Source organism: Pleionea sp. WD8-19 (assembly GCF_055326765.1).
This window is the reverse complement of record NZ_JBUZOU010000003.1, coordinates 190,810-215,586: the sequence shown is the minus strand read 5'-3', so window position 1 is coordinate 215,586 and position 24,777 is coordinate 190,810. Positions and strand designations below refer to the sequence as shown.

Genomic DNA, 24,777 nt, shown 5'->3' with positions numbered 1-24,777 from the left:
ATTATAGATCAGCGGTGGCGACTATTAACAACACCACTGCTTTGTTTGAATTTTGCACTGCAATAAACCTAATATCACCTTACTAGAGTCTTTTGCATCAGGCAATAAAAAATTCAAACAAGTGATTGAAATGCCCGTTTAAGTGTGTTTTAGTATTATTGCACTGCAATATACAACCATAATAAACAGCTCTCTGTTAGCAGATATTAACTATGCTTAGGGGAGCAAACATAAGCACAATGATAGGACAAGGCGATGAATTACGAGTACGCGTTTCTCGACAACGTCGATGAGCAATTGGTGCTGGGTGGATTCTGGCCGGGGATACAGCTTTATTATCCTCCGGTGAAATACAATCCGGCGCAGGGGGAATACGAAACCATGGAACAGGCGGCCGAACGGATGCGTAAGCACGCTCACCATTGTCAGGCCCATACTTTATTGTTTGATTTAGAAGATGGCTGCCGACAAAAAGAAATGAGCCGCGAATTATTGAAACAAGAGCTCCCAAAGTTCCCTGAAAAACACTTCCAAATTGCCCTTCGCATCAACCCCTTCCGCACCCCCGAATACGACAAAGATTTGGAACTGATTAAAGCCGTCGCCGAACACATTGACGTCATCATCCTTGCTAAAGCGGGAGAGGTTTACGGCGCAGCAGAAATACGTGACCTTTCAGCCTGGCTGGTTGGAGTGAACGATAAAATTGAAATTCAACCGATCATTGAGCATCCCCGATCATTGAAGCTGGCTCCGGATTTAATGCAATTTAGCTCCGTCACTCATGTTGTTTTTGGTATTCATGATTTTTCTAAAGCCATGGCGATCCATTTAACGCCGGAAGGCTGGATAGACGAACTGCGTACCTATTTACGTAACCTTTTACTCGAAGCACGTATTGCGGGTAAAGGTGTGATTGGAGGTGTGGAAGTACTTATTAACGACACACCTATGCCGGAAAAATACATTGAACCTCACGATGTGCGTCGCTGGCTCGACCTACACGGCGATCATAATTCTCATGTAGTGCACCGACATGCCGTGGAAGAAGCACAAATGGGGCTCACGGGTAAGCAGGTTATTCACCCTTATCACATTCACTTATGTAAAGTGGCGTTTACGCCCAGCCCAATGGAAGTTCAGCGCAATGTTCGCGTTTTGCAGGCAGCGATAGATGCCGACGCATTATTAGGTGGAGCCATCCGCTTTGAGGGCGAAATGCTGGATCCACCGATGTTCGGTAAAGCCCTACAAACGCTGTTACGTGCTTATGCGTTAAAAGCACTCAGTTCCGAGCACAAAGCTTTTGCAATGGACGTGTTAAAACGATTACCGGTACACGTAATCCGCGAAAACTGGCCCTACGGGAAGATTTAAAATGACTGCGTTGAATGATTACTTAATTCAAGAAGGCAATGATTGGCAGTGGCAACTCCCGGAACACTTTAACATTGCAGAGGCTTGTATCGATCGTCATGTCGTCGATGGCAAAGGCGATAAAACAGCTTTTATCCTAGAGGATGCTAAGCTCGGCACCCTGCAAATGAATTACCATCAATTGCAACGTCAAACAGCTGCATTTGCCAATCTGTTAGCGAGCCTAATGTTCGAACAGGGTGATAGGGTGTTAATCCGATTACCTAACTCACTGGAATACCCGACGGCCTTTTTTGGCTGTTTGAAATACGGTGCAATAGCAGTCCCCACATCAACATTACTCGCCGCCGATGAAGTCGCATTCTTAGCAAAAGACTCTGGCGCAAAAGCGTTGGTTACGCACAAAAGTATGTGGCCGGAGTTATCTCTCGCATTGAGTGACTGCCCAAATTTAAAAGAAGTCTTTTTAACCGGTGAAGGCAGCATTCACTCGTTACCCAAAGTGGCAGGCTTGCAAATTCTCGATCTGAATGTTGAACTGAATTGCCAACGCCATGAGTTTCCAACACGACGAACGGAAATCAATGATCCCGCCTATTTGGTTTATACCTCTGGAACAACAGGCTTTCCGAAAGGCGTTTTACATGCACATCGTGCCTTAATCGGGCGACTGCCCGCTTCTCAATATTGGTTCGACTTTCACGGCGATGACCGCATTTTACACTCTGGAAAATTCAACTGGACCTACGTACTAGGGTCCGCGTTAATGGATCCATTGTTTCACGGTAAAACCGTTGTGGTTTACGAAGGGCCAAATGATGCCACAACTTGGCCCAAGCTGATCCAAAAACACAACTGCACGATATTTATTGGTGTTCCAACGATTTACCGACAAATTATTCAAAAAACGAAACTGAACAAGCAGGATGTACTCTCGTTACGCCATTGCATGAGCGCCGGTGAACATTTATCCGATGAAATGTTACTCGCCTGGCGCGAACGATTTGGCCAAGATGTTTACGAAGCCATTGGCATGTCTGAATTGTCGTATTATATTTCTCAATATAAAGCACGCGATATTCGCCCGGGCGCCGCGGGTTTTCCTCAACCCGGTCACGATGTGCAACTCCTCGACGACACTATGCAACCTGTTGCGCCTGGTGAAGAAGGCATGATTTGTATACCACTGACCGATCCGGGCTTGTTCGTTAACTACTGGAATTTACCTGAAGAAACCGACAAAGCGCGACAGCAAGGCTACTTTAAAACAGGCGACTTTGCTCGGGTAGACGAAGACGGATACATCTGGTTTATTGGCCGCAAAGACGACATCATCAATACCTTTGGCTACCGTGTTTCTCCGCACGAAGTGGAACGGGTAATGAAAACTCACCCTGCGGTAGCCGATTGCGTTGCGCTGGGAGAAACAATAAGCAAAGACAAAACACTGGTTGCTATTTGCGTCATCACTCACAACAATCACACAGTCAACGAAGAAGACTTGTTAAGCTACGGCAACGAGCATCTGGCAAAATACAAAGCTCCGAAAATCGTGCATTTTTGTAAAGATTTTCCGCGCACCAAAAATGGCAAAGTTTTGCGCAAACAACTGAGCGCACAACTGCAAACGGAGAAAGCCTAATGAGCAATAATGAATCAGTGAATAACGGCTACAACTATCGACCAAGACGCACCATGTTGTACGTGCCCGCTCATATCGAACGTCATATTGAAAAATCACGCTCGCTCGACGCCGACTCAGTCATCTTTGACTTACAGGAGTCAGTGCCACCCGATTCGAAAGTCCGGGCGCGCGAAAATGTGCAGCGATTTTTGTCGGATCCTAACTTTGGCCATTCAGAAAAAGTCATTCGTATTAATCCGTTAAACTCCCCTTGGGGCTTCGATGATTTAAAGGCGGCCGTAGAACTGCAGATCGATGCTATTTTATTTCCACATATGGAATCCGCTTCGCAACTGGAAGAGTCGATTTATCACCTTGATAACCTTGGGGGAAGGCACTTAAATGTAATGGTCAATATTGAAAGTCCACTGGGAGTGTTAAACGCAAAAGAGATCGCCGCAACCAGCAATCGATTAAAAGTGATTGTAATGGGGACTACGGATCTCGCGAACGAACTAAAGTTGAATCCTACGCCTGATCGCAGTGGATTACTCACCAGCTTATCGTTAGTCATTTTGGCTGCACGAGCCTATAAAAAGTGCGTCATTGATGGACCGCATTTCGACTTAAAAGATATCGAAGCCTGCGAATATTCCTGTCGACAAGCGCGCGACTTGGGGTTTGACGGTAAAACGGTTATTCATCCCATCCAGTTGAATTACACAAACGATGCCTTCACTCCCAAACGAGATGAGATCAATAAAGCCAAACGCATTTTAGACGCTATCGAAAAAGCCAATAAGAACGATCGCTCCATTGCCGTACTCGACGATCGATTGGTAGAACCCTCATTGGCAGAATGGGCCGAACGCGTCATCGCGGTCTACGACACCGTCCATAAAATTGGGCAAAGCGAGCTTTGTGGGCCGGAGAAGTAATCATGACCGGATTTCAAGCCAGTAAAACGTTTTCGGGAAACTTTTTTGAAGACTTCGAACTTGACGACTTGCTGATCCACGGCACACCACGCACCATCACCGAAGGCGACGTCAGTTTATACATTGCATTAACCGGCAGTCGACATGTTCTAAATTGCGCGGCAACGGTGGCGCATGCTTGTGGTTTCGATCGCATGCCGATCGATAACGTTTTGCTGTTTCATATTGCCTTTGGCAAGACTGTCCCCGAAATTTCATTAAACGCCGTTGCCAACCTGGGTTACGCCGAATGTCGCTTTTTAAAACCCGCTTTCGTTGGTGATACGGTCAATGTACGGTCGAAAGTGATTGGCCTCAAAGAAAACAGCAACGGAAAAACGGGCGTGGTCTATGTGCACTCTGTTGCGACAAACCAGTATCATGAAACCTTGGTGGAGTGGAAACGTTGGGTAATGGTTCATAAACATACACCCTCTGCCCCCACGGGTATAAACTCACAACCCAATTTAAAGTCTTTTGAAGAAAATCCTGACACCTTAGTCCCCGAACAACTTAATTTTAATGCGTTTGAAAGCGATTGGAGTGGTTCGCAGTTTTTCTGGGAAGATTATCAGCCTGGAGAACTCATCGATCATATAGACGGTATGACCATCAACGACTCGGATCATTCGCTGGCTACGCGACTGTATCAAAACAATGCCAAAGTGCATTTTGACGCGCACACCATGCAAGACTCGAAACATGAGCAACGCTTGGTGTACGGTGGCCACATTATTTCAATGGTTCGTGCATTAAGCCATAATGGATTGGCCAACGGATTGTGGTTGGCCGCTATTAATGGTGGGTCGCATGTCAATCCCAGCTTTTCTGGCGATACCATTTTTTGCCAGTCTCAAATAATTGATAAAGGTGAAATTGATAACAGACGTGATATCGGCTGGTTACGCGTGAAAACCTACGGTTTTAAAAACTGTGATGCCCAATTAATGGAAGCATTTATGCAATCCGATAGAAATGTAAAAGAAAACGCTCACTTGGTATTGGAACTGGATTACACGCTATTTATCCCACGGAAAGCTTAAGATACCGACACGAAATACTTTCCACACATGTACTTTGCAGTCTCTTGAACCAATGTGTATTCAAGAGACCGCTCAAATACAATTCAACCATTAAAACTTAAACTAACGAACTGAACTACTCATCACTTGCAGGTTTATCTTCCAGCAAGTCTTCATACGTTTTATTCAGGTTATCCGCAGTATAGGTAGAAACCTTATAAACCCACTTATGATGCTTTTGCTGTAAGTCTTGCAGTCGTTTCTTAACATCAACACCTTCTTCAGCTTTGGGTATTTGATTTTCGTCGACAGGCGTTTCAGAATCTTGAGTTGCTTTATCCTCTGCGCTTTCAGGCGCTTCGCTTTCCACTTTAGCCACAGCATCCGGATTTTCGCTAAACACCAATTGCATAAAACGATCGTCTTCCACTTTAAAGTGCTTCAGCTCAACATCAATACCATCAAACGTCTGGTAAGTCAGCTCAAATTCCGGGTGTTTTTCTTCAGGCTTAAACTCGGCAACCGGGAGTACATCGGTAATGGTTAATCCGCTTAGACCACCCGTCAATGCATTCAGTTTGTACCCTTGAGTCAGTTGTTTGGATGACCCTGGCTCTGGCTTAATAGAAAAATTCTCCGCCCCATCACCGCGCTCTAAAGTGTATTCCAACTTATCGTTACGTCGAGAAATACGACGAACCTGTTGCTCATTAATATCCAGTATTTTGGTGTCTATCCAGTCTGCCGTTTCAGTTGCTATCGACAGTGACTGATCAAGCAAGTAACTTTGAGCATCGTTTTTTCGGCGCACATAGACACCATTAACTCCGCTGCTGGAATTTCCAACGATTAGCTCCAGTAATGCTTGTTGTTCGTTGAAAATGGATAATAATGTTCCTTCACCCTCTTGCCCAGGATCCGCAACATTCAAGTGAGAATAACGCTCAGGTCGAGACGTTTTCTTTTCCACTAAACGTCCTTTGCTTAATCCATCGATCAGTTCTCGCAACTTACCTGTATTGATCGGGTAATTATCTTTTTCTAGTAACCCCCATCCCTTTTCAGTTTTGCTCAACGCCAGATAGGCCTCTCCTTTTTTAAGTGTCACTCGATTCATGTTATTCACGATCGAATTGCTTTCAGTGAGCAACAATGGTTGCTCACTTAAGGAATCCGTATCGCTTTCTCGATTCACTAAAAATAAAGTAATGATTAATAATGCCGCGAAAGTAGCGACTGCATTAATCAGATGTTTTTTACTGGTCATAATCGCTCCTTAAACTGCATCCTTTAAAGATTGGCTCTGTGCACGTCGACGCGACAAACTCACAAATAAGGCAACAATAATGAGTACTGCAGGAATCAAAAACATATTCAACATTGCTAGACGCGTTCCTAAAGCTTCAATGTCTTTGTCCAACTGATGCCGTACATTGCGAAGCTCTTTACGAATGCTGAGTTTTTTCTGCTGGAAATCTTTGATCGCCTGCTCTTGCTCAGGAGAAAGTACCAATACACCTTGCTCATTGACATTGGTTTGCAGCTCTTTTAACTGCTGTTCCGTTTGTTGCAACTGTTGCTGCAGTTCCTGCTCTTTGCTCAGAAATTTCATTTCGGCTTCCAAACGAAGGTTTTGAACCACTTCAAACGGTCGACTGTATCGACCACGACCTCGCAAACCGATCAGATCAGAACTTCCCGACATGACATCGACTAAGTTGTAAAACCAGTCGCCGTTATCGGCAAAAGCTTGCGCAAATGCCTGACCGAATACCTGCTGAACCTGAACCCACATCATATCCGCTAACATATCAACATCAGCAACCACCAAGATATTCGAGTTTGATTTGGATGTTGCTAGATGTTGCTCCTGTTGACCTTCTGGAATCTTGTCTGAATACGCCGAATTAAAGACACCTTCAATGCGAGCTGCAATAACGTGTTGCTTATTTTCGGAACGAAAATCTTTTAACAACTCAGAAGGATCGGGCAAAAATTGAATACGAGATTTATCCACTAACATGGATTGTTCCGTTGTCGAAATGATTGGGTGTAAGGTCAGCGCATTTTTTTGCTCTCCATCTTTACCATCCGTATTGCTATTCAACAACTCAATCGCGCCGGCGCTGTGAACATTTATCGACTCAAGCCCCTGCCCCAGAAGCTCAGCTTCAGAAAGTTGTTGCTGCCCTAAAGACAATACCAAAGGATGTCGCATACGCTGGCCTCGCATATTCAAGTACATTGCCAGTTGACTGTCGGCAACGACTTTATCCATGGGTAAGTTGAATCCCCAGGCATTAAACAGGCTGTTTAAATCTTGTCCTGGAAAACTTTGCGGAAACGGATTTTGAGGGCCAGAAGGCTGACGATCGACAAAAGAGTTCGGATCAGTAAAGACAACCAGTTTACCACCGGACAATACATATTGATCGATGGCGTAGAGCGCTTCATCACTCAATCCTTTCGGCTGTATCAATAACAACAAATCCAGATCCTCAGGGAGTTCCGTAAAATCCTTTTCCAGTGTTTTAACATCGAACAACTGCTCAATTTGTTGCATCACATACCAAGCTTGCTTCGGCTGACGCGCAATAGGATCAAATCCGCCATTTGCTGAAACACCATCTACCAAGCCCAGAACTGGCTGTTTACTTTGATTCAAGCGATAAATCAGACGACTGATGTCGTATTCCAAAAAAGCCTCTTTCTCAGGATGAAAATACGGCAGTAACTGTTTGTCATCGACACTGTTGGTCCCTGCCAGTCCAAAATAGATATCATCACCACTGGCGCTTTGACCTATTGCTTGCAATCCAAACTCGGAAGCCTTGTCTTCGTCTTCAGAGAACGGCTCCGGATCGATCACATGCAGTACCAGTTTTCCTTTCGATAAACTTTCGTACTCCTCCAATAACTCTCTCACGCGTTTTGCGTAATTTCGAATCGTTGGTTGCGACTCGCTGGCCCGTTCTGAGAAAAAATAATACAGATTGATGGGTTCATCCAGCGATTTTAAAATATTGCGAGTACCGTCACTCACACTATAAAGTTGCGTTTCGGTTAAATCGAACCTTACACCTTTAAACAATAATTGATTAATGGTAACCACCAATAAAAACAAACCAACAAGCGTTAGCAGCCCCAAACGAGAAAACAATTTATTCATTCGCTTTGCTCCTTAATTTGCTTTCTTCGCATCAATGATAATCACCGATGCGATTAATGAAAATGCAATAACGATGGCAAAATAAAACACATCGCGGAGGTCCAATACACCTTTAGATATGGCATCAAAGTGCGTTAAAAAGCTGAGCGATGCGATGGCATCGATTATCCATTGCGGCAACCAACCCGAAAAGAAGTCAAGTAACGCAGGGAAACCAATAAATAGAAAAACAAAGCTCACAACGAGCGACAAAATAAAAGCAATAACCTGATTCGACGTCGCGGCCGATATGCACATTCCAATGGCAAGATACGCACCGGCTAATAAAAAGCTTCCCAAATAGCCTGCGAATATAATTCCGTTGTCTGGCTCACCCAAATAATTCACGGTAAACCAAATAGGAAACGTGAGAAATAAAGCGAGGCCAGCCACCAACCAGGCCGCCAGAAACTTTGCCAATGCGACTTGTGATAATTTAATTGGCAAAGTGAGTAGCAGCTCAATCGTCCCAGACCGACGTTCATCCGCCCAGATACGCATAGCCAGTGCGGGCATTAAAAATAAATAAAGCCACGGATGAAAGCTGAAAAAAACATCCAATTCTGCTTGCCCGCGTTGATAAAACCCACCCAACTCAAAAGTAAATAGCCCGCACAACACTAAAAAGATAATGATAAAAACCAATGCCAGCGGTGTCGCAAAGTAACTTTTCACTTCACGCTTTAACAAGTGACCGATCATAAAATTATTCATGTTAAGCCCCTCGAGTGATTTGACGGAAAACATCATCCAGCTGTCCACTGGTTAACTGCAATCCGGAGTATTGAATTTGTTTTTCATTGAGTTTGGCAACCAGTGGAGCCAAAGCTTTGACGCCGTCACCTTTTATCAGCAGTTTGCGATCGCCATTTAAGTGTACCGACTCAACCCCTTCAATTTGTTTAACAAACTGGTAATCTTGAGCCGGATCCCAGTTCACACGTATAGCATTGTGTTCGTCAGATTGAGCAATGAGCTCTTCAGGTGTTCCATCAAATAATTTTTTCCCATGCGCAATAATCATGGCTCGGTTACAAACCGCGGAGACCTCTTCCAATATATGGGTAGAAATAATAATGATCTTGTCTTTCGCCATATTGCGAATCAGGTTACGCACTTGATGCTTTTGATTGGGGTCCAAACCATCGGTTGGTTCATCCATGATCAAAATTAAAGGATCATGAATAATCGCTTGAGCAATCCCAACCCGGCGCTTAAAACCTTTTGATAAAGTCTGAATCGGCTTGTAAATCACTTCTTGCAGCTCTACTTTACGGATCACATCGGCCAATCGCTCAATCAGCGCATCTCCGCTGTATCCTCGTACTTCGGCAATGAAATACAAAAAGTCATAGACCGTCATATCTTCGTAGGCAGGAGCACCTTCCGGCAAATAACCGATCAGCTGTTTACAGCGAACCGGATCCTGCTCAATATTATGACCATTGATTTCAATATTGCCGCCCGATGCAGAAAGAAACCCGGTTAGCATTTTCATTGTTGTGGATTTACCGGCGCCATTTGGACCAAGAAATCCTAAAATATCACCTTCTTTCACTTCGAAAGACAAATTTTCGACCGCACAAAAGTCGTCGAAGTAGCGAGTGAGTCCCGTTACCTTAATCATTTTATTTCTCCCGACTTTTAATATGTCACTGGAAGGCCAGCAGCTTATCGAACCCACTAGCCAAAAGGAAAGCTGAAATTATTAGGATTAATTTTGATTTTTCAAGAGGTAAATTTGTGAAATTTTTCCAGATTTTCAACGGTTTCCCTGCAGGCCACCGGTATGCCAAAGCAGCACTCGCTCACCAAGCGTCGTTCCGGTAGCATTGACAAGTCCTTTTAAAGCCATGCACATTTTAAGGGTATAAACCGGTTCCAGTGGCAGCGACCAAAATTGCTCCAGTTGGTGTTGTTCCATTTTCATGGTGTTATCGATTTTGCCAAAGCCCCGACCACAATAATCATGCACCAATTTTAGATTCTCAGGCCACTCAATCGATGAAACTTCAGATAAGTGGCGTAAGCTGGTTTCTAATGAACGAGCTCCTTTCAATACAACGACCCCTATCACTGGACAGCGCCAGCCTCTGCGTAACACACCGGCAGCAATTCCTAACGCGGTACAACCTGTGCCTACTGGAACCAATATGCTGTCCGGTTCAAATTCAAGCTCATCCACCGAATCCATCACACCGCGCAATCCAAACCTATCGCTGCCTCCTTCTGGTAACCAAAAGGCGTCCGGATCCATTACTTGCTGTAATGCTAAATTAGGTTGTTCCCGCAACAGCCGAAAGGTCAACTTGTCAATAAATCGGAGCTCTGTTCGCCAACCTTGAATATCGAACAACGTAGCAGCAAACGAGTCAGGTCTATGGCCTCGAATAAAAAAGATGGAGGGAATTTTGAGCTTATGGCACAAATAACTGAGCGCATGTAGGAAGTTAGAACGATTTCCCCCCATTGATACAACTCTGGAGGGAGGCGTATTCAACCATTCGTTGCTCCAATATAGGAGTTTTCGCGCTTTATTTCCGGATATTTGCGGGTGAATTAGATCATCTCGTTTAATCCAAAGCGCTACTGACGACGCCCAATCGGGAGAGTCAAGAGGCTGCAAGGGCGAAGGAAAGCAAAAATTAAGCGCATTTAAATTGCTCACGACAAGCGATAGAATTTAGAAAGTTGCGTTAGAAAGATTAGAAGAGCAAATAGGAATCAATGCCGCTACAGGTTAGCGACATCGGCCATGATTAACCAAGAAGTATCACGTTTACGTCGATCCACTCTCACACGTCGGTCCAGCCCGAAGTTACTGAGTAAGTTTTCCAGTCGGCGATTGTTATTGGTTCGACGTCGATCAATCCGACGTTCCGGTCCAATGTAGTAACGATCACCATTCGATTCTGCAAAATACGCAGCTGGTGTATCACTCATTGTCTTAGTAACCTCTTGTGAGAAAAGTCGCACCTTGAACAAAAAACATCCATATTCAGTCAAGATACTTGCATTTTAGTCTTACCTTTGAGAATTTCCAAAATTATCCACGATATTCGGCAAAATAATACGGATAACCGGGTAAGATTTTGATTAATATTTCACCATGTGATAAAAACGGCGGCGATTATGGCCTTTTTAGATAAAGTATGTCGATGTAAAAAAGTCACAATTTTGATGGCTCACGGTGCTGGTGCCGATGCAGACTCTGAATTTATGCGACAGATCAAGCAATTACTAGAGCACGATGATGTACAAGTTGTACGGTTTAATTTCCCTTATATGGCATTGAGTACTCAAGATGGCAAACGGCGTCCCCCCGATAGGATGCCCAAACTTTTGCAATGTTTTAGCGAAAACATTGAACAATTGGAGTGCAAAAACCTTTGGATTGGCGGCAAGTCTATGGGTGGAAGAGTAGCCACTATGTTACATCTGCACCCAAAGGTTATCGGTACTTTTGTACTAGGGTATCCTTTTCATCCACCAGGAAAACCCGACAAACTCAGAACGGAACACTTTAAGGACATGGTCAAACCCTGCTTGATTTTACAAGGCGAAAGAGACACATTTGGCAGTCGGCAGGAGGTCGCATCTTACCCGCTGCCTTCATCGGTTGATATCCGTTGGGTAAAAGATGGTGATCACAGCTTTAAGCCAAGAAAAGCCAGTGGCGTGACTCAAATCGAAAATATCACTTACGCCGCTCAATCAATCAGCGAGAAAATCTTTTCAACGTTACCGAACGATTAGAGCGTGTTTATCTATTATTTTTTACCCATTAATGCTTCAAGGTCCGTTTTCGTTAATTTAAGAATTCCTTCCGGATTTATAATTAAAAAAGGCTCACCCGTGGGTGAGCCTTTCGCCTCGCGAATCAAATTTCCGATATTACTTAATCAGTTCTAACAACTCTTCAACTTTGCTTGCAGGTAGCGGAATATAACCGTCTTTAACAACGATTTCTTGACCGGACTTGGAAAGAACCATTTTTACGAACTCGCGCTCTAGCGGCGATAACGGTTTGTTCGGGTTTTTATTTACATAAACATAAAGGTAGCGGCTTAAAGGAAATTTACCGTTCAAAGCATTTTCTGAAGTTGCTTCAACAAAAGCATCCCCTTCTTTTTTCGCCAGCGGAACTAAACGGACGCCTGAAGTTTTGTAACCGATACCTGAATAACCGATACCATTTTTAGACTGGCTAATGGCTTGAACCACAGCAGCAGAGCCCGGTTGCTCATTGACACTGTTTTTATAATCACCTTTACAAAGTGCTTTCTTTTTAAAATAACCGTAAGTACCAGAAACCGAGTTACGACCGTATAATTGAATGTCGCCCAAACCATTAATCCCTAACTGGTCCCACTTGGAAATATCTGCATCAGAGCGGCATTTACGAGTGGATGAAAAAATCGCATCGACCTGAGCAATGGTTAAACCTTGAATGGGATTGTCTTTATTTACGTAAACAGCCAAAGCATCAATCGCAACAGGAATAGCCAAAGGCTTGTATCCGTGTTTTTTTTCGAAAGCAGCGGTCTCTTTGCTCTTCATTTTGCGACTCATCGGTCCGAAATTCGATGTGCCTTGAGTCAATGCTGGAGGCGCAGTAGATGAGCCAGCAGCCTGAATTTGAATATTCACGTTTGGGTACATACGCTTGTATTCTTCAGCCCAAAAGGTCATCAGGTTAGCCAATGTGTCGGAACCTACTGACGACAAGTTGCCTGAAATACCGCTGGTTTTTGTATACTCAGGTAATTTAGGGTCAACTTTGGACTCGGCAATTACGTGAGAATTGGCTAAAGCAGCCGCCATACTGGCCGCAATTGCAACGTTTTTTAGCAATTTCATGATACTCTCCCAAAAATGTCTTTTATCCCCCGAATCAGGATGCAAGCATGATAGGCACCAAATGTTTCCTTTTTATGACACATCATGCAATTCTATTTTTAAAACCAAATCAGCTCGTTACAAGCCGTACTGGATTCACTGCAATATCAAAAATGGCCGCTTTTAGCCGATCAATTGACAGCATGGAAATAGCAATAAAAGCAACTTCCTTTGCCAACTTCACTTTCAACCTGTAAGCGCGAACCATGGCGTTCAAGAATGTGTTTTACAATGGCCAGACCAAGCCCGGTGCCACCAACTTCTCGATCACGACCATCATCTACGCGATAAAAGCGTTCGGTAAGCCGTGGTAAATGTATCGGATCAATCCCTGGCCCCGTATCGCTCACCGACATTTTCAAGCCTTTGTTATCCGTTTCCCATGCCACAACAATATCGCCGCCTACCGGCGTGTAACGTACCGCATTAAAAATAAGATTAGAGAAAGCGCTATGCAATTCTTTCTCGTTCCCTTTTACAGAGTATTCCGTTTCACATGTGAATTGAATATTGTGTTTTCCATCGCTTAATGCTCGCGCTTCTTCGCAAATATGTTTTAGTATTAAGTGAGGCTTTACTGCACTTTGTCGTATCGGCTCATCTCCCGATTCCAACTTAGATAACGTCAACAAATCATCCACCAATGAGCGCATACGCATCACTTGCTGCCCCATTTGATCGATAGGCCGATGAAAAAAACTGGGTAACTGCTCTTTAGAGTCGCTAAAAATCTCAACATAACCATTAACCACCGTTAATGGCGTGCGTAACTCATGAGAAACATTCGCCACAAAATCTTGACGCATTTTTTCCAGTTGATATAACCGGGTAACGTTGCGAATCATTAAAAGCCGTTGATTTCGATTGTAAGCGGTGAGTCTTAGCGACAGTTTGGTATCATCGTCGACTGGTGAGGTAATTTCGACCGGCAACACATAGTCTTGTTGTTCCAGATAATTGACAAACTTGGGGTTACGCAGCAGGTTGGTGATCCTTTGTCCCACATCTTGTTTTGAATTAAACCCTAATAGTGCCTCCGCTGACTTGTTAAACCAGACGATTTCACCAAACTCGCCTAGTACAACTGCACCGTCGGGCAGTGCAGCGGTTGAAGCTCGAAACTCACTTAAAATATTGGCCAAACGTTTACGCGATTTACGATTGCGTTTTTGCAGCAAGTAAATGCTATGAAAGATATCGCTCCAAATCCCTTCCGATTCCGGAGGGTACAAATTGCGCGAAGACGTAAGCCAGTGTTTCAGTCGATAAATTTGTCTTAAATGCCACCCCAGATACAACGCGGTAATGGCAAATAAAATTTCGCCGGTATAGCCGGTAAACAAACCTATGACTATACCAACCGCTGCGGTAAGCGAAACAAACCAGATTTCCACACCCCAATAGCGGAAACTTCGCATAATCAACTCTTTTCGAACCTACCGACTCGCACGACGCGACTAACCACGATGAGAAAAGCGATAGCCCGCTCCACGTACGGTTTGTATGTAATTTTCAATTCCAAATGGAGCCAAAGCTTTTCGTAAGCGACGTATATGAACATCAACGGTTCGCTCTTCAACAATCACTTGATGCCCCCACACCGAATCGAGCAATTGACTTCGCGTAAACACACGCTCTTGATGCTCCAAAAAAAACAACAGTAATTTGTATTCGGTGGGTCCCATTTTCACCGACTGACCATCAACAGTGACTCGGTGACTTGCGGTATCGAGGCGAAGACGTCCCGATTCAATCACTTTTTCAGAAGCGACACTGGGTTCAGTTCGACGTAAAACCGCTCTGATTCGAGCCATTAACTCTCGTGGAGAAAACGGCTTGATCACATAGTCATCCGCACCAGCATCCAGTCCTTTAATACGGTCGTCTTCTTCACCACGAGCTGTGAGCATGATCACGGGAACTTCCTTAAATAAAGTACTCTTTTTCACTTTTCGAGTCATCTCGATTCCGGAAGCACCTGGCAACATCCAGTCGACCAGTAACAGATCAGGAATGGTTTCTTCCTGTAACAACGATAACGCTTTTTCGGCAGTCCCCGCTTGTAACGTAGAATAGCCCGCCTGCTCCAACGAAAACACCAACATTTCACGTATGTCGCGTTCGTCTTCAACGACCATAATGGTTGCACTCATAACCTAACCTATTCTATAAAGTGTTTCGAATATTACTTCAACATGTTCTAACTTCGTATAAAATGTCAGAAAACACGATTCTTAAAATTACTCTTCGCGCCCTTTTGCTAACTCTTCCATTTCTTCTAAACTGACGTGACGCACGTCTTTACCTTCCACCAAATAAATGACGTACTCACAAATATTTCGTGCGTGATCGCCTATTCGTTCTAATGCACGCGCCGACCACATCACATCCAGTGCAGAAGAAATGCTTCTTGGATCTTCCATCATATAAGTGATCAATTGACGAGTTATCGCATTGTATTCTTCGTCGGCCGTTTTCTCCTTTTGCGCAACACTTAAAGCGGCTTGAGTGTCTAGGCGAGCAAACGCATCCAGCGCTTCATGCAACATGGTTTTTACATGGTTGCCTAAATGAATTACCGAGCCAAACTGCTTTTTAGACGGAATAGAGTCTTCCATCGACAATGCAATATGCTTCGCCATTCGAGCAATTTTCTCTGCCTCATCACCTACACGCTCTAGATCGGTAATCGTTTTAATAATGGCGACCACCAAACGCAAGTCACCTGCTGCCGGTTGACGCTTCGCTAAAATACGAGTGCATTCCTCATCAATGCTCACTTCATAAGCATTCACTTTTTGATCACGTTCAATGATCTCTTTCGATAACTCTGAATCCAGTGTAGATAAAGCTTCCATCGCCAGCTCAATTTGCTCTTCAACCATTCCGCCCATGGTCAAAACACGCTGGCGGACGTTTTCCAGCTCTTCATTAAACTGTCGAGATATGTGTTGCGTAAATTGGCTTTTATCCATCATTTTGAATTACTCGCTATTAGTTTCACTCGTTTGTCTGGAGAGCGTGATAACTATCTCTCTTCAATACTATGTCGTCTTAATTTAACCATACCGCCCGGTAATATAATCTTCGGTTTTCTTTTTACGAGGGTTAGTAAAAATCACATCGGTTTTATCAAATTCGACCAAGTCTCCCATGTACATAAAAGCGGTATAATCGGAAACACGTGCCGCTTGTTGCATGTTATGTGTAACGATGACAATGGTGTATTGGTCTTTCAAATCGTGGATCAATTCTTCAATTTTTAAAGTCGAGATGGGATCCAATGCCGAAGCAGGCTCATCCAAAAGCAAAACTTCCGGTTGTACAGCAATGGCGCGAGCAATTACCAGTCGCTGTTGTTGACCACCAGACATACCTAATGCATTGTCATCAAGACGGTCTTTCACCTCATCCCATAGTGCTGCACCTTTAAGCGCCCACTCAACCACTTCATCCAGAACGCTGCGTTTGTTGATCCCTTGTAAACGCAAACCATAGGCCACATTTTCATAAATGGACTTGGGAAACGGGTTGGGTTTTTGAAACACCATACCAACATTGCGTCTTAAATCCGCAACATTGACATCATGACCGTAAATGTTTTTGTCGTTTAATCGAATGGCACCTTCGGTACGCGCAATATCGACCAGATCGTTCATACGGTTAAAACAGCGTAATAAAGTCGATTTACCGCAACCACTGGGACCGATAAATGCCGTGACCTTCTTTTCCGGAATCTGCAAGTTAATATCGTAAAGCGCTTGTTTTTCACCGTAATACAAATTTAGCTGGTCTACTTCCAGTGCAATTTTTTCGCCTTTCAGCGCATTTAAATTAACACCATCCATCGTATCGTCTTTGTTCAAATCGAGTTTCAGTTCTGCAGTCATAGGTTCACCTATTTGAAAATCTTCACGCTTGCTCATATTCAATCGTCAATCCGTCATTTAATGTTCTAGCGACTTGTATTTTTCACGCAGTCGGTTACGGATTTTTATAGCGGTAATGTTGAGCAAAATGATTACCAATACCAATAAAAGTGCGGTTGCGTAAACCAGTGGCCGCGCCGCCTCTACGTTGGGACTCTGAAAGCCAACGTCATATATATGAAAGCCGAGGTGCATGAATTTACGCTCTAAATGAATAAAGGGCGCATTAGCATCGAGTGGTAAAGTTGGCGCTAGTTTCACAACCCCTACCAGCATTAGCGGTGCAACCTCACCCGCTGCGCGAGCAATCGCCAATATTAGACCGGTCATCATTGCCGGACTCGCCATTGGTAAAACAGTTCGCCACAGCGTTTCAATTTTTGTTGCACCAAGAGCCAAGCTGCCTTCACGGATTGATTTAGGAATTCGCGATAAACCTTCTTCCGTTGAAACAATAACAACGGGTAAAGTCAATAATGCTAAAGTGATTGAAGCCCACATCAACCCAGAGGTTCCGAACGTTGGTGCCGGCTTCGCTTCGGGATAAAACAGCTCGTCGATACTACCACCCAAAAAATACACAAAAAAGCCAAGCCCAAATACACCGTAAACGATGGAAGGAACACCAGCCAGATTATTGACAGCAATTCGGATCAAGCGCGTTAAAAACCCTTGTTTGGCGTATTCATGCAAATAAACCGCAGCAACAACACCAAAAGGTGTGACCATAATCGACATCAGTATTACCATCATTACGGTACCAAATATTGCGGGAAAGACACCGCCTTCAGTGTTAGCTTCTCGCGGCTCGTCAAATATAAACTCGCCTACTTTACTGAAGTAATGCCCAACTTTATCAAACCACCCCATCAAATTGGGTTGAAACGCCATCACAATATTAGCCGCACGAATACTCACCTGTTTACCATCGATGGTCCGAGCGCTTATTGTGTCGCGATTGGCTTGTTCGTATAAAGCGAACATTTTTGCTTGCAACACTTCAAAGTCAGCTTTAAGTTGCTTTTCCTGTGCCTCAATTTCTGCCAATGCTTCTGGCGAATCCTCACGGTTAAGTTGTAAACGGCGGCGCTCCAAACGGAGTTGTTCCAGCTCGTAGTTAATAGATCCGATATCGTCTTTTTCCAGCTCTTTAACTTCATCGTGAATTTTATTCGCTCGCTCGATCGCCAAAAACAGTGCGTTTTGAAGTTGCTCATTGTCATCGTTGTCAAAGTCTTTATTGTCAAAGCGGACACTTTCAATAAATCCATAAAAGTTACCCCATTCTCGACGTTCCAAAACCATTACGTCGTCTCGACGCGTTTCAGAGAGTAAGTTTTTTATTTTGATCCAACGAAAATCCAATCCATAGATATCACGATTGCCAACTTTTAACAGTAATTGTTTATACTCTTTCGGATCTTTGCCTTTGGGTAATTCTTCATCGTAGAGTTCGCCCATCGACAAAAGAGTACCGCCATCGGATTGCTTCGTTTCATACACCGTAACATCCGCGGGCCAAAAATGACTCAAGCCGCGCACAGCAATTAACAGCAATAAGCTCAATACCATAACCAGAGCGATAGCAATGGCACCAGCATTAAACCAGACCCAATGTTCACCCGATTTAAAAAATTTCTCTTTCATTTATTCAGCCTAACAATCTATGGGTTACAACGAGCCGTATTTTCTACGTAATCGATGACGAATATTTTCTGCCAGTGTATTAAACACAAAGGTAAAAACAAAAAGCACAAATCCTGCAAGGAAGAGCACTCGATAATGCGATGACCCTACTTCAGACTCCGGCATTTCTACGGCAATATTGGCGGATAAAGTGCGCATACCTTCAAAAATATTGGCTTCCATAATGGGTGTATTACCGGTGGCCATCAGCACGATCATCGTTTCACCAACGGCACGACCTAAACCTATCATCACGGCAGAAAAAATACCGGGACTCGCCGTAGGAAGCACCACTCGAACCAGCGTTTGCCATGGACTTGCACCCAACGCTAACGAACCACTGGTCAAATGCTTCGGTACGCTGAAAATCGCATCTTCAGCAATTGAAAATATGGTTGGAATCACCGCAAATCCCATAGCAATACCAACCACAAGTGAATTTCGTTGGTCATAATTAATGCCCAACGATTCAAGCCAGACACGCATATCACCATCAAACAATGCTTTTTCGACCGGATAGCTGAACGCCAAACAAGCCCAAGCAACTAATACAATAACAGGAATCAATAAGGCAGCTTGCCAACCATCAGGAATGTGTTGCTTTAAGCTTGAAGGTAAGAAGTGCCAAAATGCACCGAAACCAATAATAAACAGTGGCAATAAAATAAGAATTAAAAATACACCGGGAAGGTTTTCCTCCATCGCAGGAGCAAGCCAGAGCCCCGCAAGAAACCCCAGAATTACGGTCGGTAATGCCTCCATAATTTCCACCGCAGGCTTTACCATGGTGCGCATTTTTGGCGCCATAAAATACGCGGTAAAAATAGCACCACAAATGGCTAAGGGCATCGCAAATAACATGGCGTAAAATGCCGCTTTTAAGGTACCAAAGCTTAAAGGAATCAATGAGAACTTGGCTTCAAAGTCGGTATTCGATGCTGAAGATTGCCAAGTATATTGAGGTTCCGGATAACTCTCATACCATACCTTGCTCCAAAGTGCTGACCAAGACAAATCCGGATGTTCGTTATCTAATTGCCATGTTGAAAGATCGTTTCCATTAGTAATGACAATTCGGCTTGAACGTGGATTAATTACCATTTGAGACGATTCTTTTATGCCGTCTAACGATTCCAACAATAGTCTTCGATGAGATGTTGCATAAAAAACACCAATCTGGTTTTTCTTATCCAGTGCCAAGAATCCTTTGCGACGAATTTCTGGAACAATCGTTTTAACTGCCGCATCGCTGAACTCGAAGCTTCGAATATGAGTTAAACGATACGTATTCTTTTCATCGCGCACGGGAAACCATTGCGAAATATTCCCTTTGTCATCACCGAAAATTAATGACATCCCACCAAGTAAAAACTTGACTTCCGTTATCTTCGTCTGAGTCGGAACCAACGACAAACGCTCATTCGTGTGCAGCTCCTCATCTTCGTACCAATAACTTTGCATTTCCCCTGCTGAGTTGATGACATACAACCATTGACCCGCTTGATCGTGTAATAAATAGTCGATGCTAATATCACTATTTATGGATTGATTAGCGACTTCATCAAGAGTTAGTTCATCATCGAGAAATGACTGCTCAAAAAGAAAACGAACAAATCGAATTTCCTGCTCCTGATCAGCGGCAACGACGCTTAAAAATTCTTCACCTTTAGCCACAGACAAGGCAGCTATTGGTGCATTAAATAGTTCGATGCCATCTTCACCATAGGGGTATTCAACATCGGGCGTAATTTTTCGCTTGTCATCAGGGTAGCTGATTCGAAAGACCATTTTAGCCAACAGCACTCGCCCCGAAGAGAGCCCAAGTGCCAACAAGTTTTCTTCTCGATTGGCAAAATTGGCCTGCGTAACCCTTTCGCCTTCATTCAATTGAAGCTGATTTTGATCAACCGTTTTACCGGTAGTCGCATCGAAGAAGGATAATTTACCCGACTCTTCAAGTTTAAAACCGATTTCGCCGTACTCTTCCATTCCCCAGATAAGGCTGTCCTCAACCGAGTAAACGTACGAGGTTTCGGGAAGAATTTCGGCACTTTTAAAAATGGGAAAAACGACATACAACAAATAAAAGAAGATCATCACAACCGCAACAATAACGGAAACACCACCGAATGCGATGCCGTACTTGGCAGTTAAGTCTTTGATTTTTCTAAAAGTATGGTGTCCACTCTCAGTCTGATTATCGAGCAATTCGCGTACTCGATTTTTGACCGCATCGTAGTCGTTACTAATATCGTTCATGAGCTGCTTGCTTTGAGAAATATGGCGGATATTGTAAAAGTGGAACATGACAGTTATATGACAAACCGTCATACGTTTCCAGCCCATTCAAAAAATTACCCAACCTACTGATTTTACACAAGTTATTGAAAGCCTTCTGGGCCTATCGATGCTTTGGGTAATAATTGTGTGAATCTTCTGTCATAGGGCTGAAATATTCATGAAATATTACTTTTTGCGTTGTTAAATTAAGGCATCTCCATTTTTTCTCTATTATAATCACGACCTCCCGAGTCATAGATATCCAAAACATTGATATCATTACAATTGCAATACAATTGTCACAATAACCTTCTATGATAGCGGCCATCTGATTTTGAGTTTTACATAACTGGGAGTATTTGCATGAACTTTAATAAAAAAGTAGCTGCAGTAGCAGTGACAATAGCAACCTACGGGTTCACAGGCAGTGTATTGGCGGATGATGATGTGTCCGTTGATGTTTACGGGAAGTTGAATGTCACCTTTCAACAAACAGACGATGCCGACTTAGATGGTATGGAGCTTAAAAGTAATGCTTCACGTTTCGGAATTAAAGGTAAAGCCAAACTGTCCGATTCGCTAAAAGGTATTTATCAACTGGAATGGGAAGTCGACCCCGTTGATGAGAAAGATACAAAAGACAATCACATTAAATCACGTAATCAATTTGTTGGTCTAGCGGGTGGTTTTGGTGAGTTAATCGCAGGGCGATTCGATACACCTCTGAAAAAAGCTCAAGGTAAAGTCGACTTATTTAACGATTTAGAAGGCGATATTAAAAACATCTTCGTAGGTGAAAATCGGTCCGATAATATTTTTCAGTACACATCACCTAAATTTGCTGGTGGATTAAAAGTGAAATTGGCAATGTCTTCCAAAGGAAAAGGTAGCCCAGAAGAAACTCAACTCATCGATACCGATCATGATAACGATCCAAATACTCCAGATGTCGCGATTAAATACAATAACGAAATTACCGACGCAACATCGTTCTCACTTGAGTACGCTTCGGATAACTTATTCGTTGCACTGGCCCAAGACTCTGACGTTGACGGTGATCAAACTAAGACGACGCGCTTAACGACGCAATACAAGTTGGGCGGCTGGACGTTCGGTGCAATATTCAATGAGCACGACAATGGTACGATCGATGAAGAAGGTATACTCGTGAGTATCGCTTACAAAAGTGGCGATCATACTTTTAAATTCCAAACCGGTGAAAGTGATGAAAAATCAGTCGACAAAGAAATGACTTCGATTGGCTGGGATGTGAAACTGGGTAAGAAAACCAAAATCTTTACTTTTTACACCTCAAGCGACGACAAAGCGAAAAACGACTACTCATGGGTAGGCGTTGGAATTGAGCAAAAGTTTTAATCCAACGTTAGTTCATGATAAAAAAAGGGCAGCCAAAGCTGCCCTTTTTTCAGCTTTAAATAATATCTACAATTTAAACTCCACATAAGCCATCACTTGACGCCCTGGAATACGATAATCGAATGGAAATGGCCCTGTTTTCGCTAAAACACCATCTTCATCAAAAAGATTTCTTACTTCCAAAGTGGCATGTGCCGAATCGGTCAATGCGTAACTCGCTTTTCCATTAATCGTCAACCAACTATCAACTTTATTGCCACGATGAGTAACCAAATTAAAGTCTGTCGGTACGCACACAGCTAAAGGCAAGGAATTAGGATCCGGATCAATGTTCCCATCAAAGTCGCAATCTCCCGATAACAGCTCATTGTCGGAATCACGTCGTTCGACTTCGCCATGATAATGCGCATTAAACGACATGCTTAACTTATCCCAAAGAAAAGCTGCGCCAAAATTTATTTTTAACCCGGGTTCCCATTTAATATCATCCGCATGTTGTGAAAACTCTGGGTTATTATTCTCATCAAACGCCAACACTTTTTCATCCTGTCTCGTGACATATGAAATATTCGCGAACCAATTCCACTCGCCATAATTACCGATAAATTCAAACTCGTATCCTAAATTCTCAGTTGAATAAATATTAGTACTCAGGTTTTGATTCACCGTTGAATACGCAATTTGATTTTCAAACTCCGTTAAAAAGAGGTTGCTTCTTAGAACATGGTTTGCGTCCATCGTCCAATCCAATTGAAATTCTGTGGTTGTAATCAACTCAGGATCCAACTCAGCAATATTGGAGGCCAATGAAAAAGTGTGAGCACCTGCCATTTCAGTCGGCGTTGGCGCACGAAAAGCTTTACCCCACATCGCCTTAAAAACCAGGTTCTCATTCGCAGACCACACACCCGCAATTCTAGGGCTTACCTTCGATAAACTCTTATTTCTTTTCGGCTGCTCAGGGGTATAAACTTCTTTATAATTCACATCCAATTTATCCCAACGCACACCAGCGGTCAGTTCAATATCGCCAAGCCAGTTTCCGGTTGTTAGCTGAGCGTAAATGGCAGTATTTAAAATGGGCTCATCTTTTATATAGTCTAACCACGGTCCTAACTCTGTATTCATATCACCAGGGAATGGTTCAAAAAACGCAGAGTCGACATTGATATTACTGAAGTGTTCATCGTCACCAACGTAGGAAAATCGGTCGCCTTCAAAACCCGCTAAAAAGGTGGCTCCAGACTCATCGTCAAACACATAAGTGAGCTGCGCTCGAACAAAAATATCCGACGCGTCAGTATCCAGATATTCCCACATGCCTGATGGATAATAATCATCGAATGCACCGTCTGGATAATAACGTTGATTCCACGTGATATCGTGTCGTTGGTACCGGATAACGTATTCGTGAGATAAACTGTCATTGATCTGAGCGCTGAACTTCGCAGACAAAATATCACGCGACTCATTCATTTCTTCGTCAAAATCCGGTATCCAGAAAAGCCATCCAAAATAGGTATCAAAATCCCACTCTTGTCGGTGATATTGAAACTGCCATTCGTCTCCAACGGATAACTTGGACCAAAAGTAGGAATCATCTCTGTTATCTCGAGTTAAAAATTGTGCTGCTTTTGGCGTTCCATCACTAAAAGTTTCACCCGAGAGTCGACCTGAACCGTCAAAAGAATAGTATTGATTTCCATCCGTTTGATGGTATGAATACGCCATGATGAAATCCAAATCGCCACTTTGTGCTCCTGTCATGGCTTCCATACGTCGTGTACCATTTGTTCCCGGTAATATTGTGACTTTACTGTAAAACCGATTGCCAAGATCGGCTCCTTTATAGGTGTTCATTTGCACGACACCATTGGTAGCGTTAGATCCATAAAGTGCCGATCCTGGTCCTCTAATAACCTCCATGGTTTTACTGAAAAAAATAGGGACCAGCCAAGTGTAAGCAGACCCATATAAATTATCGTTAACGGGTATTCCGTCAACTAAATGTAAAATATGGTTATTACTCCAGCTGTCGAAATTTCCACGAGTGCCTACAGTGGGTCGATCATAATCCTGACTTGGGCCAAACCCGGGTAAAGTATAGAGTAAATCGTTAATAACATTAAACCCATAATCATCGAGTTGTTTTTGCTTATAAGCAGTAATAACGGCGGGCGCTTTCGATGTTTTTGTCGCAATTTTAGAAGCAGACGTTACTTCGATATTCAACAAGTCTTCCAGTGAGATATTTCCAACATCAATATCTTCGGAACTGGCGGCAACATGCAGTGAAAGTGGAGCTAATACGAATACACAAGCCTTGGTCATTTTTTTTAATGTAAATGTACTCGACATAATCCCTCCTCATTTAGAGATAATTAGAGCAGTCAAATTT

Annotated in this window: 20 protein-coding genes; 6 read left to right on the top strand and 14 right to left on the bottom strand. The window is 43.3% G+C overall.

Features of this window, described 5'->3' with window-relative positions; genetic code table 11:
- Positions 1–255 precede the first annotated feature (255 nt).
- From ACTUJY_RS05235 to ACTUJY_RS05220, 4 genes are read left to right on the top strand one after another with little or no spacing between them, the layout of a single operon-like run.
- Positions 256–1,377 (top strand): HpcH/HpaI aldolase/citrate lyase family protein, encoded by a 1,122-nt coding sequence (locus tag ACTUJY_RS05235; protein WP_463615009.1) that lies wholly within the window; start codon positions 256–258, stop codon positions 1,375–1,377.
- 1 nt (position 1,378) lies between these two features.
- On the top strand, positions 1,379–3,019 hold the full coding sequence (locus tag ACTUJY_RS05230; protein ID WP_463615008.1) for an acyl-CoA synthetase: 1,641 nt from the start codon (positions 1,379–1,381) through the stop codon (positions 3,017–3,019).
- A complete protein-coding gene (locus tag ACTUJY_RS05225; protein ID WP_463615007.1) occupies positions 3,019–3,939 on the top strand; it encodes an HpcH/HpaI aldolase/citrate lyase family protein in 921 nt (306 codons plus the stop codon). The genes ACTUJY_RS05230 and ACTUJY_RS05225 overlap by 1 nt, the downstream gene beginning before the upstream one ends.
- A gap of 2 nt (positions 3,940–3,941) precedes the next feature.
- Positions 3,942–5,021: a MaoC family dehydratase gene (locus ACTUJY_RS05220; protein ID WP_463615006.1), complete on the top strand. Its 1,080-nt coding sequence runs from the start codon at positions 3,942–3,944 to the stop codon at positions 5,019–5,021.
- Positions 5,022–5,136: 115 nt separating this feature from the next.
- On the opposite strand, the gene ACTUJY_RS05215 is transcribed toward ACTUJY_RS05220, so the two are convergent.
- The 6 genes from ACTUJY_RS05215 to ACTUJY_RS05190 all read right to left on the bottom strand — a co-directional run bounded on the left by ACTUJY_RS05215 (position 5,137) and on the right by ACTUJY_RS05190 (position 11,151).
- Positions 5,137–6,267 (bottom strand): DUF4340 domain-containing protein, encoded by a 1,131-nt coding sequence (locus ACTUJY_RS05215; RefSeq protein ID WP_463615005.1) that lies wholly within the window; start codon positions 6,265–6,267, stop codon positions 5,137–5,139.
- Positions 6,268–6,276: 9 nt separating this feature from the next.
- Positions 6,277–8,169 carry a Gldg family protein gene (locus tag ACTUJY_RS05210; RefSeq protein WP_463615004.1) on the bottom strand — a complete coding sequence of 631 codons (1,893 nt, stop codon included), beginning with the start codon at positions 8,167–8,169 and terminating at the stop codon, positions 6,277–6,279.
- Between the two features lie 12 nt (positions 8,170–8,181).
- Positions 8,182–8,922 (bottom strand): ABC transporter permease, encoded by a 741-nt coding sequence (locus tag ACTUJY_RS05205; protein WP_463615003.1) that lies wholly within the window; start codon positions 8,920–8,922, stop codon positions 8,182–8,184.
- A gap of 1 nt (position 8,923) precedes the next feature.
- Positions 8,924–9,835: an ABC transporter ATP-binding protein gene (locus ACTUJY_RS05200; RefSeq protein WP_463615002.1), complete on the bottom strand. Its 912-nt coding sequence runs from the start codon at positions 9,833–9,835 to the stop codon at positions 8,924–8,926.
- 135 nt (positions 9,836–9,970) lie between these two features.
- Entirely contained in the window at positions 9,971–10,876 is a 906-nt protein-coding gene (locus ACTUJY_RS05195; RefSeq protein WP_463615001.1) for a 1-aminocyclopropane-1-carboxylate deaminase/D-cysteine desulfhydrase, read from the bottom strand.
- Positions 10,877–10,941: 65 nt separating this feature from the next.
- Positions 10,942–11,151, bottom strand: coding sequence for a hypothetical protein (locus tag ACTUJY_RS05190; protein ID WP_463615000.1), 210 nt, complete (start codon positions 11,149–11,151; stop codon positions 10,942–10,944).
- Between the two features lie 189 nt (positions 11,152–11,340).
- Here ACTUJY_RS05190 and ACTUJY_RS05185 point away from each other — a divergent pair, with 189 nt between their 5' ends.
- The gene (locus tag ACTUJY_RS05185) at positions 11,341–11,964 is read left to right on the top strand and encodes an alpha/beta family hydrolase (RefSeq protein WP_463614999.1); all 624 of its coding nucleotides are present in this window, start codon (positions 11,341–11,343) and stop codon (positions 11,962–11,964) included.
- Between the two features lie 138 nt (positions 11,965–12,102).
- Here the strand turns inward: ACTUJY_RS05185 and ACTUJY_RS05180 are convergent, their stop codons facing one another.
- The 7 genes from ACTUJY_RS05180 to ACTUJY_RS05150 all read right to left on the bottom strand — a co-directional run bounded on the left by ACTUJY_RS05180 (position 12,103) and on the right by ACTUJY_RS05150 (position 20,981).
- Positions 12,103–13,068: a PstS family phosphate ABC transporter substrate-binding protein gene (locus ACTUJY_RS05180; RefSeq protein WP_463614998.1), complete on the bottom strand. Its 966-nt coding sequence runs from the start codon at positions 13,066–13,068 to the stop codon at positions 12,103–12,105.
- Positions 13,069–13,238: 170 nt separating this feature from the next.
- The gene (phoR, locus tag ACTUJY_RS05175) at positions 13,239–14,525 is read right to left on the bottom strand and encodes a phosphate regulon sensor histidine kinase PhoR (RefSeq protein WP_463614997.1); all 1,287 of its coding nucleotides are present in this window, start codon (positions 14,523–14,525) and stop codon (positions 13,239–13,241) included.
- Positions 14,526–14,564: 39 nt separating this feature from the next.
- Entirely contained in the window at positions 14,565–15,260 is a 696-nt protein-coding gene (gene phoB / locus ACTUJY_RS05170; RefSeq protein ID WP_463614996.1) for a phosphate regulon transcriptional regulator PhoB, read from the bottom strand.
- An 87-nt stretch (positions 15,261–15,347) separates the two neighbouring features.
- On the bottom strand, positions 15,348–16,085 hold the full coding sequence (phoU, locus tag ACTUJY_RS05165) for a phosphate signaling complex protein PhoU (protein WP_463614995.1): 738 nt from the start codon (positions 16,083–16,085) through the stop codon (positions 15,348–15,350).
- Between the two features lie 81 nt (positions 16,086–16,166).
- The gene (gene pstB / locus ACTUJY_RS05160; protein ID WP_463615129.1) at positions 16,167–16,955 is read right to left on the bottom strand and encodes a phosphate ABC transporter ATP-binding protein PstB; all 789 of its coding nucleotides are present in this window, start codon (positions 16,953–16,955) and stop codon (positions 16,167–16,169) included.
- A gap of 99 nt (positions 16,956–17,054) precedes the next feature.
- Positions 17,055–18,683 carry a phosphate ABC transporter permease PstA gene (gene pstA, locus ACTUJY_RS05155; RefSeq protein WP_463614994.1) on the bottom strand — a complete coding sequence of 543 codons (1,629 nt, stop codon included), beginning with the start codon at positions 18,681–18,683 and terminating at the stop codon, positions 17,055–17,057.
- A 24-nt stretch (positions 18,684–18,707) separates the two neighbouring features.
- Positions 18,708–20,981, bottom strand: coding sequence for an ABC transporter permease subunit (locus ACTUJY_RS05150; protein WP_463614993.1), 2,274 nt, complete (start codon positions 20,979–20,981; stop codon positions 18,708–18,710).
- A gap of 384 nt (positions 20,982–21,365) precedes the next feature.
- On the opposite strand from ACTUJY_RS05150, the gene ACTUJY_RS05145 reads away from it, so the two are divergent.
- Positions 21,366–22,379, top strand: coding sequence for a porin (locus tag ACTUJY_RS05145; RefSeq protein WP_463614992.1), 1,014 nt, complete (start codon positions 21,366–21,368; stop codon positions 22,377–22,379).
- A 66-nt stretch (positions 22,380–22,445) separates the two neighbouring features.
- On the opposite strand, the gene ACTUJY_RS05140 is transcribed toward ACTUJY_RS05145, so the two are convergent.
- Positions 22,446–24,737, bottom strand: a complete 2,292-nt coding sequence (locus ACTUJY_RS05140) for a TonB-dependent receptor (RefSeq protein WP_463614991.1) — start codon at positions 24,735–24,737, stop codon at positions 22,446–22,448.
- Positions 24,738–24,777 lie beyond the last annotated feature (40 nt).